The sequence below is a fragment of the Brevibacterium sp. UBA7493 genome (assembly GCF_002479565.1).
GTDB classification, from domain to species: Bacteria; Actinomycetota; Actinomycetes; order Actinomycetales; family Brevibacteriaceae; genus Brevibacterium; species Brevibacterium luteolum.
Window position 1 is genome coordinate 1 of the sequence record NZ_DLOD01000017.1, and the last position, 15,342, is coordinate 15,342.

At 67.7% G+C, this 15,342-nt stretch carries 14 protein-coding genes and 1 pseudogene; 5 read left to right on the top strand and 10 right to left on the bottom strand.

Going from position 1 to position 15,342, the window contains the following annotated elements; genetic code table 11:
* Nucleotides 1-113: 113 nt before the first annotated feature.
* Nucleotides 114-2,780 (bottom strand): ATP-dependent chaperone ClpB, encoded by a 2,667-nt coding sequence (gene clpB, locus B4E96_RS11155; RefSeq protein ID WP_286957589.1) that lies wholly within the window; start codon nucleotides 2,778-2,780, stop codon nucleotides 114-116.
* 878 nt (nucleotides 2,781-3,658) lie between these two features.
* Complete coding sequence (locus B4E96_RS11160) at nucleotides 3,659-4,201, bottom strand: helix-turn-helix domain-containing protein (RefSeq protein ID WP_259835648.1); 543 nt, start codon at nucleotides 4,199-4,201, stop codon at nucleotides 3,659-3,661.
* A 93-nt stretch (nucleotides 4,202-4,294) separates the two neighbouring features.
* Between B4E96_RS11160 and B4E96_RS11165 the strand changes: the two genes are divergently transcribed.
* Nucleotides 4,295-5,122: an enoyl-CoA hydratase gene (locus tag B4E96_RS11165; RefSeq protein WP_286957591.1), complete on the top strand. Its 828-nt coding sequence runs from the start codon at nucleotides 4,295-4,297 to the stop codon at nucleotides 5,120-5,122.
* A 105-nt stretch (nucleotides 5,123-5,227) separates the two neighbouring features.
* Here the strand turns inward: B4E96_RS11165 and B4E96_RS11170 are convergent, their stop codons facing one another.
* Complete coding sequence (locus B4E96_RS11170; RefSeq protein ID WP_286957592.1) at nucleotides 5,228-6,721, bottom strand: hypothetical protein; 1,494 nt, start codon at nucleotides 6,719-6,721, stop codon at nucleotides 5,228-5,230.
* A gap of 231 nt (nucleotides 6,722-6,952) precedes the next feature.
* Here B4E96_RS11170 and B4E96_RS11175 point away from each other — a divergent pair, with 231 nt between their 5' ends.
* A complete protein-coding gene (locus B4E96_RS11175) occupies nucleotides 6,953-7,909 on the top strand; it encodes an NAD-dependent epimerase/dehydratase family protein (protein ID WP_286957594.1) in 957 nt (318 codons plus the stop codon).
* Nucleotides 7,910-7,964: 55 nt separating this feature from the next.
* Here B4E96_RS11175 and B4E96_RS11180 read toward each other — a convergent pair whose 3' ends face one another.
* The 5 genes and pseudogenes from B4E96_RS11180 to B4E96_RS11195 form a co-directional block, all read right to left on the bottom strand.
* Complete coding sequence (locus B4E96_RS11180) at nucleotides 7,965-8,360, bottom strand: DUF6458 family protein (protein ID WP_286957596.1); 396 nt, start codon at nucleotides 8,358-8,360, stop codon at nucleotides 7,965-7,967.
* Nucleotides 8,326-8,565: pseudogene (locus tag B4E96_RS13410) on the bottom strand (hypothetical protein); the annotation flags it as partial. The gene B4E96_RS11180 and the pseudogene B4E96_RS13410, both read right to left, overlap by 35 nt.
* 137 nt (nucleotides 8,566-8,702) lie before the next feature.
* Nucleotides 8,703-9,626 carry a prephenate dehydratase gene (gene pheA / locus B4E96_RS11185; protein ID WP_286957645.1) on the bottom strand — a complete coding sequence of 308 codons (924 nt, stop codon included), beginning with the start codon at nucleotides 9,624-9,626 and terminating at the stop codon, nucleotides 8,703-8,705.
* Between the two features lie 31 nt (nucleotides 9,627-9,657).
* Complete coding sequence (locus B4E96_RS11190) at nucleotides 9,658-10,413, bottom strand: glycosyltransferase family 2 protein (protein WP_286957597.1); 756 nt, start codon at nucleotides 10,411-10,413, stop codon at nucleotides 9,658-9,660.
* A 60-nt stretch (nucleotides 10,414-10,473) separates the two neighbouring features.
* A complete protein-coding gene (locus tag B4E96_RS11195) occupies nucleotides 10,474-11,355 on the bottom strand; it encodes a DUF5926 family protein (protein ID WP_286957598.1) in 882 nt (293 codons plus the stop codon).
* 46 nt (nucleotides 11,356-11,401) lie between these two features.
* Between B4E96_RS11195 and B4E96_RS11200 the strand changes: the two genes are divergently transcribed.
* The 3 genes from B4E96_RS11200 to B4E96_RS11210 all read left to right on the top strand — a co-directional run bounded on the left by B4E96_RS11200 (nucleotide 11,402) and on the right by B4E96_RS11210 (nucleotide 14,525).
* Nucleotides 11,402-11,959 carry a GNAT family N-acetyltransferase gene (locus B4E96_RS11200; RefSeq protein ID WP_286957599.1) on the top strand — a complete coding sequence of 186 codons (558 nt, stop codon included), beginning with the start codon at nucleotides 11,402-11,404 and terminating at the stop codon, nucleotides 11,957-11,959.
* A 334-nt stretch (nucleotides 11,960-12,293) separates the two neighbouring features.
* Nucleotides 12,294-13,109: a MerR family transcriptional regulator gene (locus B4E96_RS11205; protein WP_259798697.1), complete on the top strand. Its 816-nt coding sequence runs from the start codon at nucleotides 12,294-12,296 to the stop codon at nucleotides 13,107-13,109.
* Between the two features lie 168 nt (nucleotides 13,110-13,277).
* Nucleotides 13,278-14,525 carry an MFS transporter gene (locus B4E96_RS11210; protein WP_259798700.1) on the top strand — a complete coding sequence of 416 codons (1,248 nt, stop codon included), beginning with the start codon at nucleotides 13,278-13,280 and terminating at the stop codon, nucleotides 14,523-14,525.
* 105 nt (nucleotides 14,526-14,630) lie between these two features.
* On the opposite strand, the gene B4E96_RS11215 is transcribed toward B4E96_RS11210, so the two are convergent.
* Nucleotides 14,631-15,050 carry a PIN domain nuclease gene (locus B4E96_RS11215; protein ID WP_259798702.1) on the bottom strand — a complete coding sequence of 140 codons (420 nt, stop codon included), beginning with the start codon at nucleotides 15,048-15,050 and terminating at the stop codon, nucleotides 14,631-14,633.
* Nucleotides 15,041-15,259, bottom strand: a complete 219-nt coding sequence (locus B4E96_RS11220) for a hypothetical protein (RefSeq protein ID WP_219722646.1) — start codon at nucleotides 15,257-15,259, stop codon at nucleotides 15,041-15,043. The genes B4E96_RS11215 and B4E96_RS11220 overlap by 10 nt, the downstream gene beginning before the upstream one ends.
* Nucleotides 15,260-15,342 lie beyond the last annotated feature (83 nt).

Below are 15,342 nucleotides of genomic sequence, written 5' to 3' on the forward strand. Positions count from 1 at the left end.
CACCCTCAATTACGAAGAGCCCCTTAAGTGCGAATCCCGGCCGCTCCGCAGAATCACTTTCACACCAAGCGGCGGGCTGGTGAGAACCAGCCCGCCGCTGTCGGCATTCAGGGTCAGTCGATGACCTCGCCGTCGATGATCTCGGGATCATCCCCGTCATCGTCAGCCTCGCCTCCCGTGACCGAGTTGAGGGTCAGACCCTCCCCAGCGCCCGCCTCGGCGCTGGTGTCCGGGCGATCGACGCGCACGGTGTCGCCGTCGCGCACAGCACCGGCGAGGATCTCGCGGGCCAGCCGGTCGCCGATCTCGCGCTGCACGAGCCGGCGCAGCGGGCGAGCGCCGTAGGCCGGGTCGTAACCCTCCCGGGCGAGCCACTCGGCGGCCGCCGGAGTGATCTCCAGGTTGATCCGGCGCTCGGTGAGCCGGGCCTGCATGGCAGCGATCTGCAGGTCGACGATCCGGGCGAGCTCGTCCTGGCTGAGGGCATCGAAGATGACGATGTCATCGAGCCGGTTGAGGAACTCGGGCTTGAACGCCGAATGCACCACACCCATCACCTGTTTGTGCTGCTGTTCGACGTCGAGCGTCTGGTCGACCAGGAACTGCGAGCCCAGGTTCGAGGTGAGGATGAGGATCGTGTTGCGGAAGTCCACGGTCCGGCCCTGGCCGTCGGTCAGGCGACCGTCGTCGAGGACCTGCAGCAGGATGTCGAAGACATCCGCGTGGGCCTTCTCCACCTCGTCGAGCAGCACCACCGAATACGGGCGGCGGCGCACCGCCTCGGTCAGCTGGCCACCGGATTCGTATCCGACATAGCCCGGAGGTGCGCCGATGAGCCGAGAGACCGAGTGCTTCTCGCCGTACTCGCTCATATCGATGCGCACGAGCGCGCGCTCGTCATCGAAGAGGAAGTCGGCAAGCGCCTTCGCCAGCTCCGTTTTGCCCACGCCGGTGGGGCCGAGGAACAGGAACGAACCGGTCGGCCGGTTCGGATCCGAAACCCCGGCACGCGAACGGCGGATCGCATCGGCGACCGAGCGCACCGCAGACTGCTGTCCGATGAGCCGGCGGCCGATGTGCTCCTCAGCATGCAGGAGCTTCTCGCGCTCGCCTTCGAGCAGCCGGCCGGCGGGAATGCCGGTCCAGGCGGCGACGACCTCGGCGATGTCGTTCTCGGTGACCTGGTCGCCGACCATCGTCTGCGCACCGGCCCTGGACTCAGCCGCCTCGGCTTCGGCGATCTGCTTCTCCACGGCCGGGATCTCGCCGTAGAGCAGGCGCGAGGCCTTTTCCAGGTCGACGTCGCGGCGGGCGATCTCGGCCTGCGAGCGCAGCTCGTCGAGCTTCTCGCGCAGCTCACCGACGCGGTTGATGTCCGCGCGCTGTTTCTCCCATGCGGCGTTGAGACCGGCGAGCTCCTCCTGCTTGTCAGCCAGGTCCTCGCGCAGGGCGGCCAGGCGCTCGACCGAGGCCGGGTCGGATTCCTTGGCCAGGGCCATCTCCTCCATCTTCAGCCGGTCGACGGCGCGGGAGAGCTCGTCGATCTCAACGGGCGCGGAGTCGATCTCCATGCGCAGCCGGCTGGCGGCCTCATCGACGAGGTCGATGGCCTTGTCGGGCAGCTGACGGTCGGCGATGTAGCGGTTCGACAGGCTGGCCGCGGCCACGAGTGCGGCATCGGCGATCGTGACCTTGTGGTGGGCTTCGTAGCGCTCCTTGAGCCCGCGCAGGATCGCGACTGTGTCCTCGACGCTCGGCTCGCCGACGAACACCTGCTGGAAGCGGCGTTCGAGCGCGGGATCCTTTTCGATGTTCTCGCGGTACTCATCGAGGGTCGTCGCGCCGACCATGCGCAGCTCACCGCGGGCGAGCATCGGTTTGAGCATGTTGCCGGCATCCATCGAGGAGTCACCGGAGGCACCAGCGCCGACGAGCGTGTGCAGCTCGTCGATGAAGGTGATGACCTGGCCGTCGGAGGACTTGATCTCCTCGAGCACGGCCTTGAGGCGCTCCTCGAACTCGCCGCGGTACTTCGCACCTGCGACCATCGCGGAGAGGTCGAGGCTGATGAGGCTCTTGTTGCGCAGCGATTCGGGCACGTCGCCGGCGACGATGCGCTGTGCGAGGCCTTCGACGACGGCGGTCTTGCCGACGCCGGGTTCGCCGATGAGCACCGGGTTGTTCTTCGTGCGGCGCGAGAGCACCTGCACGACCCGGCGGATCTCCGAATCACGGCCGATGACCGGATCGAGCTTGCCCTCGCGGGCCTGGGCGGTGAGGTCGACGCCGAACTTCTCCAGGGACTGGAAGGTGTCCTCTGGGTTTTCGCTGGTGACCTTCCTGCCGCCGCGCACCTCGGGCAGGGCGGCGAGCAGGCCGTCGCGGGTGACGGACTGACTGGTCAGCAGCCGACCGACCTCGGCGGTGTCTGCGGCGGCGGCGATGAGCAGGTGCTCGGTGGAGACGAACTGGTCACCGAGGGCCTGCATCTCCTGTTCGGCGTTGTTGATGAGCTGCAGGGCCTGGCGGGACAGCTGCGGCTGGGAGACCGACGAGCCCGAGACCGACGGCAGGCCGGCGACGGTCCGCTCGGCCCCTGCCCGGATGGCGGCCGGGTCGGCGCCCATGTGTTCGAGCAGGGCGGCGGCGATGCTCTCAGGCTGGCTGAGCAGGGCCGCGAGCAGGTGGGCCGGCTCGACCTGCGAGTTGCCGCGGGTGACGGCATCCTTGACCGCCGCGGAGAGCACCTCCTGCGATTTGGTGGTGAACTTGGCTTCCATCGGAGTTCCTTTCGGCGCCGGCATGCCGACGCGGATGAGCGTGAATGTGAATCTTCTGATCAGCACAACGCCGTCAAAATTGAGTCTATTCCACTCAACCCTGGTTTTCGAGAGGTTTGATGCGCATCCGCCACCCGTGAGGAAGGCTGCGAAAGTCCCATCTCAACGCCGGTGGTCGCACGAGTGAGGCGCTCGCCAAAGGCCCGATCAGCTCAACGGGCACCGCCCTTCAGGCCACAGCAGATCGGTTTCCGACGGGCCCACATGCGCAAAATGTCGGGACCATCGGACAGTCAGTCGGAGTTGGTCTGACCCACCAGCACATCTGACACAGCACGGGCAAAACGGGGCGCACCACTTCGCGACAGCTTCGCGAGCAAGGTCTCCACGGTGACCGGCGGCCGCCTCATTGCAGCCGCTTGGTCTTTCACAACTCGGCAGATCGCACCCGGACTCAGGTCAAGTTGGTCCAGCAAGAAGTCATCGAGCCGAATCGCTTCCAACCCGAGAGGTTCTAGAACCCTTTCAGGGAAGTCCTTGGTGTTCTCGGTGATAATTGCATCAGCGCGACCGCGGAGGGCAGCCGCGACTACGTGCCGGTCATCAGGGTCGGGTAACTCGACAGCTCACTCAATGGGCTCCCATCCTTCGACGAGGGCGTCCTCGAACGCATAGTCCATCGAACGAAATCGGCTGAGGAATCTACTCTCGTCCACCTCTGGCTGAATTCGCGCTAACGCCTTTAGCGCCTCGTCGACAACCTTGGCCGACCACAAGGGACGAAAGGTCCCCGCATCAGCGATACGCAGCAAGGTGTCACACGGCGCAATCGGCACCAACACGCATGCGTCAAGGAAGACTGTGAAGCGCGACATCAGTCACGACTTCCGTGCCTCAGCCAGCGCCTCCCGATAGGCCGCGGGCTCGACATCGTATAGACCGTCCTCTTCGGCTTGCCGAGTCAGCTCGTCCAGCCGGCTGCGGCGTTCCGCGCGCTTGCGTTCCCGATACGCCAGAACATCGTGCAACCGAAGCCTACGGTGCCGCGACTGCCCGAATCGCTCGAACGGCAACTCATGCTCTTCCAGTAGACGAACCAAGGTATTCCGGCTTACGCCTAGCAGATCGGCGGCCTGCTGTGTTGTCAGCTGCTTGTCGATCGGCTCAATACTGACGGATGCTCCTCGTTCCATCGCGCTCACGACCCTGCGGAGCACCTCGTACGCAGGGAGTGGCAACGGGATCTGTTCACCGTCCGGACCCAGAAGCACAGCTGGAGCAGGCTGATTCTCCAGGAAGCGCGCCAATTCGAGCATGTCGTGGAGATCCTCAGGAGGTTCGACGACATGCTCGTCTCGCGCACCCCGGTTCTTGGTATTGATCATGCCTATATAATCGCCCAAAACGGTCAAATCAGCCATATCGACCATACTTTCGGATGCAGAACCGCATCTTTGACCAGACGCCAGAGCGCCACAAGCGCAGGCGTCCGTGGCGGGTGTCACACTGGTGCCATGACGAACGAATCTGCCACCACCGCCTCGGGACCGGCCACCATTGATGCACCTGTCACTGTCACCGTCGAGGGCGCGGTCGCCCTCGTCATGATCGATGCCGCACCGACCCGCAACGCCCTGTCGATGCCGGTCATGGGTGCGCTCATCGACGCGCTCACCGAGATCGGCGAGCGCACCGATGTGCACGCTGTTGTGCTCTCGACTGCCGGGCACGTGTTCTGCTCCGGCCACGATCTCAAGGAGATCCGCGGGGCCGACCATGCCCGGCAGCAGGAGATCTTCGAGCGCTGCTCGCAGCTCATGCTGCTCATCCAGTCGATCCCGCAGCCGGTCATCGCCGCTGTCCAGGGTGTTGCCACGGCGGCCGGCTGCCAGCTGGTGGCCACCTGCGATCTCGCAGTCGCTGCCGAATCAGCCCGGTTCGGCACCCCGGGTGTGCGCATCGGGCTGTTCTGCTCGACGCCGATGGTCGCGCTGTCGCGGGCGGTGCCGCGCAAGACGGCGATGCGGATGCTCATGACCGGTGACCTGCTCGATGCCGAGCAGGCGCTTGCCTTCGGACTCGTCTCCCACGTCGTCGCCGATGACGAGCTGGCTGCTGCCGCTTCGCAGGTGGCGCAGACGGTCGCCGAGGCGTCGGCTGCCACGGTGGCGATCGGCAAGGAGGCGTTCTACCAGCAGATTCACCTCGACACGCCTTCTGCGTATGCGCAGATGTCGGAGACGATGGCGGCCAATGCCGTCATGCCCGATGCGCAGGAGGGCATCGATGCGTTTCTGACCAAGCGCCAGCCGCAGTGGCGGCACTGCACAGACGACACCTGATCCAGGGCCCTGGACGGACGGCCCGGCCGGCACGGCCGGACCGAGTCGGCCGAGTTGGGTCAGCCGAGTCGGGTCAGGCAACGGAGCCCATACAGCCGAGTCGCGTCAGCCGGCGGTGGCGTCGAAGCGGTCGAGGAACTCCTTCGCCCAGCCTGAGGGCTTCGGATCGACGCCGTGCAGGGACATGCGGGCTCCCGTGGCCGTCCCGCGTTCGGTGGCGGTGAAGACGGGGTGGCCACCGGTGGACAGCGTGATGAGCGCCCTGCCGTCCCATCCGGTGTCGCGCAGCACCTCGATGAGGGCGTCTTGGCTGGCTGCGCTCCTCAGGTCCTGGCCGTCGGTGGGGCGGACGTCGAGACGAAAGTCCGCGCCCGTTCCGCCGACGGACGTCGACATGCGCACTGAAGTGAAGCCGGTATCCCATAACGCTGCGAGCAGGTCGGCATGGGCTGGCCACGCTGCGACGGGGAAAGTGCCGCTGTCGTCTGGGTGATCGGAGTTGCTGACGGTGAGCCTCACCGCGCCGGGCAGCGGCCACTGGTTGCCGGCGATCAGGGCAGCAAGATCGCGCAGCTCGGTGCTGGTTGGGGTCACGACGTTCATGGACTGGCGGTTGAGTGCGATGTGCTCGACGCTGATGCCGCTCTCGGCCAGCAGATCCCAGGCCCGGAAGTACGCGCCAGCGTCTGCTCGGCCGTCGCCGAACCCCGCACTCAGCCCCTCAGCGGAGACAGCGGTGAGGTCGGAGAGCTCGCCGGCCCCATATTCGGCGGTGAAGGCGTCGAGGACGTCTGGGATGTCGGCATCGTGTTCGACGAGCACGGTCGCGTTGGGGCGTTCGAGGGAGTGGGTCCACTTGACGGTGAAGGGCAGACTGCCGGCCTGTTCTGCGGTGTCGTAGAACCGGGTGATGGCGTCCTGGACGCCGGGTTCGGACATGTCGACGCGGGCGGTGATGCTCGGATCTTCATCGCCTTCGTCCCCGCCGGAGGAGCCGGGGGCGTGTTCGACGAGATCGACCTCGTCAGCTGCTGCGGCGCGGCGCACTCCGAGGACGAGCTTCCGCTGACCGGTGGTGGTGTCGGTGAGCCAGGTGCGCATGTCGGTGCCGAAGGTGAGTGTGACACTGGCGTTCATGTTCTCGCCGATCTCCCCGTCAGCGACATCGGGCAGGCTGGTGAGGAAGGGCAGCTGGGAGAGATTCAGCGGTCCTGGCTGCGGGACGCTGGCGGTGGTATTGCGGACGGTGTGCCCGACAGTTCCGGTGAACCGGCCGGATTCCACCCTCACCTCCGGCGGCCCCTGCGGGTAGCGGTAGTCGTTGACACGTGCGAGCAGTGCTTCCGCAGTGTCATCGAGGGCATCAGGATCAGTGTCTGCCTCGACGGTGACGGTGACATCAGTGCTCGCCCGCGTCACCGCAGTGACGCCGGCCAACCCCTCGACCTCAGAGACGAGGTCCGCGTAGGTCGACTCCGGCAGCGGTTTCGCAGGCTTCGTGCAGGCGCTCAGCGCGCCGCCGGTGAGCAGCAGGCACAGCAGCGCCCCGACGATCCGGAGTCGTCGCGGCCGGTGGGCGGAGTGTGGTGTGCTGCTCATATCTTCAGGCTACAGACGAGCAGCCGGCGGCCGGTCACAGCGATGTTCCCGTTCGGGCACACCTCGTGCATACCGCGACCAGCACCTCGGGAACGGGGAAGCCGCCTCGGAAGCGGCGACCAGGGCCTCGGGAACGGGGCGTGCTCAGGGGAGTCACAGCAGACACGGCGCGGGCAATGATGCCGCCGCCCGGGCGGGCGCATTAGCCTGATCGCAAGGAGAGGAGTCGAAGTGAGAGTCGTCGTCACGGGTGCTGCCGGTTACGTCGGTCAGGCGATCGCCCGCAGGCTGGTCGAATCCGGTCGCCGGGTCACGAGCGTCGGGCTTGCCGATCCGCAGATCAGCGGGGTTGAGCACCACGAGTGGGACATCCGTGAGGAGATTCCCACGCAGCTGCAGAACCGGCTGCGCTTCACCGATGCCGTCGTCCACGCCGCGGTCATCGACGATGACTGGGCAGCCGAGGACGAGCTGCAGGCCGTCAACGTCACCGGCACCCGCCATGTGCTCGACGCGTTCGGCAAGCCGCGGATGATCTGCCTGTCCAGCACCGCCGTCTACCCACCGGCCGATGCTCACCGCCAGCTTTACGAGGAGGGCGGGCCGGTCGATCCGCACCTTTACCTGTGCGCTTACGAGCGCAGTCGTGCCGAGGCCGAACGGGTCATCGCCCGGGTGCGGCCCGAAGCGCTCGTGCTGCGACCCAATGCCGTGTACGGGCCAGACGACACGACGCTGTGGCCGGTGCTGGCGCGTGCGGCGGACGAGGGTGTCCTCCGGCTGCCTGACGGCGGGAAGCACACGATGACGATGACGCACATCGACACACTCACTGCAGCCGTCGATGCCGCGCTGACGAAGCCGCAGGCCTACGGGCCGATGAACATCGGCGACCCGCAGCCCTACATCGTGCACGAGGCGCTCACCACCTACCTCGGCCGGTTCGGCCACCCGTCGCTCGAACTCGACTCGATCGCTGCCGACCTTTCGCTCGTCAAGGCGTGGTTCGCTGAGCGCAAGGCGCGGCGGAAGAAGCGCCGCCCACCGTATACCAGGCACGCGATGCGGAATCTGGCCCGGGAGCGGACGTACAGTCTGTCGCGGATGCACCGGATGCTCGGCATCGACGGGGTGCAGGGGCTGCGCCGGTTGGGGGCGGCCGCCGGGCAGGTGCCCCGACGCGACTGAGGGGCCCGCCCAGTATGGGCAGACCCCTCAGTGTCTGTGGCGCTGAGGGTGCGGCCTAGAGCTGCCGGCGTCGGTTGGCCATGGTGATGAAGGCCAGCAGCAGCGCAAGAACTCCGACGCCGATGCAGATGTAGCCGACCATCGTCAGGTCCATGAAGCTCCAGGCATCACGGACAGCGAAGGCCAGGATCGCGCCGACGAGGATGAGGAAGACTCCGACTCCGAATCCCATGGGGTGTTCCGTTTCTGTCGCGCCGGAGCGCTGGTCGCGCCCGACTCGGTCAGTTTCAGTATTGACGAAGTGCCCGCTGGAGACAACGACCACGCGCCAATCGGCGATCAGCGTCGTGCAGGCACCGGTGATGCGGGCGGTTTCGGATGCATCTGCAACTCCCGAGGTGCCGGTTGCGCCGGGGTCAGCCGCCCGGCTGGGAGCGTCGGCGCTGGTCACCTGGGAGTGTGGGTGTTGATCGCCTGGGAGTGTCGGACAGCGATGCGGCTGCGACGGTGCCGCAGGCACGCTCATCGACGACCGCCTCGAGCGCCGCCGCCCCCGCTTCGGGCACTGTGAGGTTTTCGGCGAGCAGCTCGCTGACGAGGGGGACGCTCACCCCGGCATCGCGCAGGGCTGCGGTGAAGCCGTCGTGTTCGCTGCGGGCGGCCTCGGCAAGGGCACGTCGTCGAAGAGCAGCGCGGAAATATTGCTCGGGTCAGCCGCTCCAGTTCGATATCGGGCCGATGCACGATGACCTCGCGCAGCCGTCCGGTCTCGGAGCCGACCCCCAGCGTCACCTCAGCCCCGGATCTCTGCCAGCCACTCGTGGGCGGCAGTGAAGGCCTGGGCGGTCATGTCCGGGTCGACGATGACTTTCTCACCATCAGCTGAGGGGTAGGAGCCGAGGAACTGCAGGCGGCGGGCGATCCGGTGCACCCCGGTGAGCGCCTCGGCCATCCGCGGTTCGGCCACATGCCCCTGGGCATCGATGGAGAACTGGTAGAGGCCCAGCCCGTCGCCGGTGGGCCGGGATTCGATGCGCGAGAGGTTGACGCCGCGGGTGGAGAACTGCTCGAGCAGCTCCAGCAGCGCACCGGCCCGGTCCGAGGCGAGCGCTGCGACGACGGTGGTTTTGTCAGCGCCTGTCGGTGCGGGCAGCTCCCGAGGTGTGGAGACGAGCACGAACCGGGTGTCGGCGTCGTCGCGGTCGCCGATGTCATCGGCGAGGACGGTGAGCCCGTAGCGATCGGCGGCCAGGGCCGGGCAGATCGCGGCCTGGTAGCCGGCGTCTGACTTGGCGAGGCCGCGAGCGGCGGCCGCAGTCGAGGCAGCAGGGATGTAGTGGGCTTCGGGCAGGTGCTCTGACAGCCAGGCCCGCGTCTGGGCTTCGGCGTGCGGGTGGGTGGAGAACGCAGTGACCGCCGAGAGCTCGGTGCCGGGCTCGGCGGCGAGCACGAAGCGCACGCGCACGACGGTTTCGGCCACGATCTGCAGCTGTCCGTGCTGGGTGAGCGCGTCAAGCGTCGCTGGCACACCGCCTTCGAGTGAGTTCTCGATCGGCACGACCGCGCCGGTCAGCTCACCGGCGGCCACGGCGGCCAGGGCGGCGTCGGCGCTGCGCATGGGCCGGCGAGCGGCATCCATCCGGTCGTGGGCGGTGAGCAGCTGGATGAGTGCGGCCTCGGTGAAGGTCGCCTCGGGTCCGAGGTAGCCGAAGGACAGGGTCACAGTTGTGGTCTCCTTTCGGGGCGGGTCAGCGGGTGCCGCGCCCGAGGCGGTGGCGGGCCCGGCGCAGTCGGCGCACCGTCAGCGCCCGGGCGACGTCGCGGTACTGAGCGGCCCGGTGCAGCTGGGCTTTGAGGTCTCGGCCGGTGACCCGGTGGTGGAGGTCGCATTCGACCTCCGTCACGCGCAGCCCGGCGTCGAGGACGTCGATCGTCATGGCGGTTTCGACGCCCCAGCCGGCGGCGAACGGCAGGGCGGCTTCGAAGGCCTCGCGGCTCAGGCATCGCATCCCCGACAGCGGCTGGGTGGCCTCGAAGCCGGTGAGTTCGGCGATGCCCTTCTTCGCCAGGCCGACGACGAAGCCGAATCCGCCGCCGGAGCGCTTCTGCGGCGGCAGGATCGCGATCGTCATATCGGCCTCGCCGGCGAGCACCGGTGCGGTCAGAGGCGCGGTGGCGACGGCGGAGTCCTCCAGGTCGGCGTCGATGAACAGCAGCGCCCGGTGTTCGGGGCGCTGCCCGGTGGGCGCATCGGTGATCTCGCGGTTGCGCACGGCGAACGCGCCGGTCATCATCGCTGCGGCCTTGCCGCGGTTCTTCCGGTGCACGAGCACCTGCGCCCCGGCCTGGCGGGCCAGGTTCGCGGTGTCGTCGGATGAGCCGTCGTCGACGACGATGACGAGGTCGACACCGGGGATCTGCCGGGTGGCGGCCACGGTCGCGGCGATCCGCTGGGCTTCATCCTTGGCCGGGATGATCGCGGCAACAGCTGGGGGTGCAGACATCGGATCCTGCCTCCTGACGCAGACGGTGGTGCAGCGGGTGCTGGGCTCGGCTGAGCCGGGTCAGCGGATAGTGAGCTGGCGGGAGACGACGCCGGCCTTGGCGCGGCGTTCGTCGTAGTCGAGGTTTCCGGTCTCGCCCATCGCGGCATCGAACTGCGCAGCGAATGCGCCCAGCGGCTCTTCGACCGCATCGGGCTGGGTGCCATCGGGCATTTCCCAGACGGGGATGACGATGCCGTGGGCGCGGAAGCATCCGAGGTAGCGGCCGAGACCGGAGACGGTGTTCTCGCCGCGGGCGTGCAGGCGGGCCAGGCCGTTCATGACGGTGTCCTCGTCCTGCTTCTGCGCCCAACGCAGGTAGATGTGCCCGCCCATCTCGGTCCAGTAGGCGGAGTCGGCGGAGACGAGCTTCTCCGTCGGGCTGATCGACTCGTTGGCCTGTTCGAGCGCACCGGCGAGATCCTCATCGCGGTGCTCGGGGTCATCGGCGAGCCAGTAGTCGAAGGTCTCCTGCACGCTGACGGTGAAGGGAGCAGACGTGTCGAGGATATCCTGCAGTCGCGGGCCGGAGCCGGGGTTGGCGTTGGCTTCGGCGTAGGTGCCGGGTTCGGAGTCCTTGACCTTGAGGATCGCTGCGGCGATGTCGCGGGAGGGATCCGGGGAGGCGACCGGGACCTGCATGCCGGCCATGATGACACCATCCTGACGGTGCAGTGCCTGCCAGGCCGCCGGCAGCAGCGAGGCGATGACGATCTCGCCGCCGCCGTGCTCCTCGTTCAGCTTCGCAGTCGCGGTCGCGGCGGGCACGAGTTCGCGCAGGCACACGAGGTCGGCTTCGAACGGCAGGCCCTCAAAGGGGCGTTTGACGAAGCCGGCGGCCTGCTGCTTGGCCAGGCGCTTGGCGATGAGCTCTTCCTTGGACTTCTTGGACTTCTTTCCCATGCCGGTCAGTGTATCGCCCGCAGCCGGTGCGGATATCGTGGGTCTCATGGCCCTCCTCCACTCCGGACTCCACGATTCCGCCGTCGCCCAGCGCCATCTGCGCTACGCCCAGCGGCTCGTCGACGCCGGCTTCAGCTTCGACCTGCTCACTGCCGATGATCACGGCCCCGCTGCCGAGGTGCTGCGGGCTGCCGAGGCGACCGGAGCCTCGGGCGCGGACTTCGCGTTCCTGCCCCAGGACTCCGGGCTCATCGCCCGGTCCCCCGACGGGCAGATCGCCGCCGTGCTCGCCGTCACCGCGGTGAGCTTCGACAACGGCCAGGCGCTGCTCATCCGGGCGCTGGCCACCGCCGAGGAGTTCCGCTCGCAGGGGCTTGCCACGGTGCTGGCGGGCATGGCCCCGCAAGTGCTCTCGGCCGCCGGGCTGCCGACTCGCTGCCTGCTCGTGGCCGCCGCTTCCGAGGCGCGGGCGACGTTCGCGCACCGGGCCGGGTTCCGGGTGCTCACCCCGGGCTCGGAGCTGCCGATCGACCTCGGCGGCATCGACACCGACGTCTTCGGTGAGATCGGCGACCGATGCTGGTGTCTGAAGGAAGTGAAGTAGAACGCAGAGCGCTTGAGCGTTTCGAGAGCAGTCCCTGCCGAACGCGGTTGCGCGGACCCGCAGGATCCGCGACAGACCGTCTCGCCGTTTCTGGTGTCACTCGCCTCGACTGTTCCGATCTTCACCGAAACGGCCGCAAATGAAATCAGATGAGAAGTCGCGTGCTTTGCGGCCGGCCGTGTCTGTCCGGGTCGGAGCGCCACTCGTACTCATGGTCCCTGCTCTCGCAGAGATTGAGGGCGTCGTGAAGGCGCGCGGTCCATCCCGGCAGGTTCTGAGCCTTGTGCCGCGCCGGAGTTGACCCTCCTGTCACAGGAGACTGGAGACTGGAATCATGTTGAAGATCGGTGAATTCGCACAGACGACGAGCCTCAGCGTCAAGGCGCTGCGGCACTACGACGAGACCGGGCTGCTCGTCCCGGCAGAGACCGACCCCGTCTCCGGCTACCGGCTCTACGCCGAGGAGCAGGTGCGCGACGGGGCGGTCATCCACCAACTGCGCCGGGCAGGGGTGCCGCTGGCCCAGGTCCGGGCGGTGCTGGACGGCGGTGACCCGGTGGCGGTGCTGCGCGCGCATGAAGAGCAGTTGGCTGCCGAACGCGCCGCCCAGGACGCCGCGATCGCACAGGCGCACACGATGCTCGACTGCTTCGCGCAGCCGGTGCCGGTGACCGAGCGGCGCTGCCCGCCGCTGCCCTATGCCGGGCGGATCCTCCGGCTCGCATCTGAAGCCGATGTCGAACAGCTCAGCGACGAGACCGCCTCTGCGGCGTTCGGGGAGCTCTATCGGGAGCTCGTCGCCGCCGGGCATCCGCCCAGCGGTGCGATGTGGACGGGCATGCGCGAGGGTCCGCGCGCCTCGATGGAGGTGGCCTTCTGCTGGGCAGTCGACCATCCGCTGCCCGCCGGGTGGGGCGGTGAGCGCACGGAGGTCGGGCAGTTGCCCGAGCGCACCGAGCTGGTCGCCGAATGGGATCTGTCCGAGCCGCTCGACCTGCCGGAGGACACGATGCACCCGGCAGCACTCGCGCTGTTCGATGCGATCGCCGCACGCGGCCTGGAGGTGGCCGACCAGGCGATGCGCCAGCAGGTGCGCTACGACCTCGACCCGCCGATGCTCGAACTCTCGATCCCCGTCTCGCGACGCTGAGTCGGCAGCCGGGGCGCACCGCACTGCACCCGCTGGCCTCATCTGCTCCCCGTCTGCGGCCTGTGACCCTGCCGTTGCCGGGGCAGAAGTTCTGCCGCATCGGGAATAGGCTGGCCTGCGCGCCGGTTGGCGCATGCGTCACCACTCGATGAGCAGACAGGAGATCCCATGCCCGCAGCGCCGTCTGAGCGTGCGCTCGCATCTGCGACGACCGCTCCCGAGGCGGTGGGCACCCGGACTGCCAGGCTCGCAGTGTTCGCGCTGGCGATCGGCGCTTTCGGCATCGGCACCGCCGAGTTCGCCACCATGGGCCTGCTGCCGCAGATCGCCGAGGGCTTGGACGCCTCGATCACCACAGCTGGGCATGCGGTGTCGCTGTATGCGCTCGGAGTCGTCATCGGCGCACCGGTCATCACTGCGTTGGCGGCCAAGATGGACCGCCGCTGGCTGCTGCTGAGCCTCATGGTCGTCTTCATCATCGGCAGCGTCGGCTCGACCCTGGCCCCGACGATGAACCTCATGCTCGTCTCCCGATTCATCACCGGCCTCCCGCACGGGGCATTCCTCGGCGTCGGCGCCGTCGTCGCCGCCACCCTGGCACCAGCGCACCGCAAGGGCACCGCAATGGCCCGGGTGATGCTGGGCCTGACGATCGCGAACATCATCGGTGTCCCCGCCGCTGCCGCGCTGGGCACGGAGTTCGGCTGGCGGGTCGCCTACGCGCTCGTCGCGTTCATCGGACTGCTGACTCTGGTGGCCGTGTTCTTCCTCGTCCCGCAGACCGCGCCGGCTGCCGCGCCGTCGATCCGCGGTGAGCTGCGCACCATGAAGCGCCCGCAGGTGATCCTCACGCTCATCGCCGGATCGGTGGGATTCGGCGGCATGTTCGCCCTCTACACCTACATCGCCCCGACCCTGACCGAGCTCACCGGGCTGCCCGCCTCGGCGATCCCGTGGGTGCTCGTATGCTTCGGCGTCGGCATGACCGTCGGCACCTTCGTCGCAGGCCCGCTCGTCGATCGGTCGATCGAGCGCTCGGCTGTCATCGGGCTCGTCGGCCTGGGCATCGTGCTGTTGACCTTCGGGCTGTTCGCACACGTGCCGGCCGTGGCGATCGGCTGTGTGTCGGTCATCGGCATCTTCAGCTCGCTGTTCGTCACTGCCCTGCAGGCCAGGCTCATGCGCGAATCCCACGACGCGCCCTCGTTGACTGCGGCGATGAACCATGCGGCATTCAACTTCGCCAACGCGCTCGGCGCGTTCGCCGGCGGCATCGTCATCGACGCCGGACTCGGCTTCCGCGCACCAGCACTCACCGGTGTCGGGCTGACCGTCGTCGGGCTGGTCGTCACGACGATCGCGATCACCACCTACCGCCAGTCACGCGCCCGTCAGGTCATCGACGTCGAGGGGTGAGCAGCGACGGCCGCTCACGATGGCCAGGTTGTTCGCACGCGTGTGCCGCGTGCCGCTGCATTCTGGCGTCGGAGACGAGGGGCCCCAGGCTCTGGTCCATCGCCGTCAACGCAGCGTGAGCGTCTCCACTGGCTGTCCCGTCATGTCTGCGATCAGGTCGAAGTCCTTGTCCACGGCCAGCACAGTCAGGCCCAGCTTCTCGGCAGTTGCGGCGATGAGAAGTTCTGGGATGGACGGCGCACGATGCTGGCCATGGTCTGCCAGCAGCATCTGCACCTCCCAGGCACGATCCTCCATCGCAGGCGTCAGGTACTCGATCGGCATCAGCGACAGCGGAGGCTCTGCGAAGATCATCCGCCCGGCTTCCCCGGCACGCACCGAGAAACCGACCTCGAGCCGGGTGATCGTCGATATCCGGACGAGACCGCGCTCGATCCGCGCGTTCCAGATCCCAGAATCTGACGCCTGCCCCAGCTGCAGCCGCACGAACGCGGACTTGTCGATGAGCCAGCTCGTCATCGCCATGCGTCGGCCATGATGTCGGGATCGGCGAGGTCGGCAAGAACCTCGGCCGACCGCTTCCAATGCTCGTCAGTGAGTTTGACCGCCGGGCGGGAGTCATCACCCTCAAGCCTGCGCCGGAGGTATTCATTGCGCGAAAGGCCCAGCTCTTCAGCACTCCTGTCGATTCGAGCGACAGCCTCATCGCTGAGTCCACGAATCAGCACATTCATCACAGCACCTCCTTGACGTCTGGTGACATCATGATATGACCGAGCTGCTGCACGGTCAGAGACTCGGAAGCCGGAGATCCCGA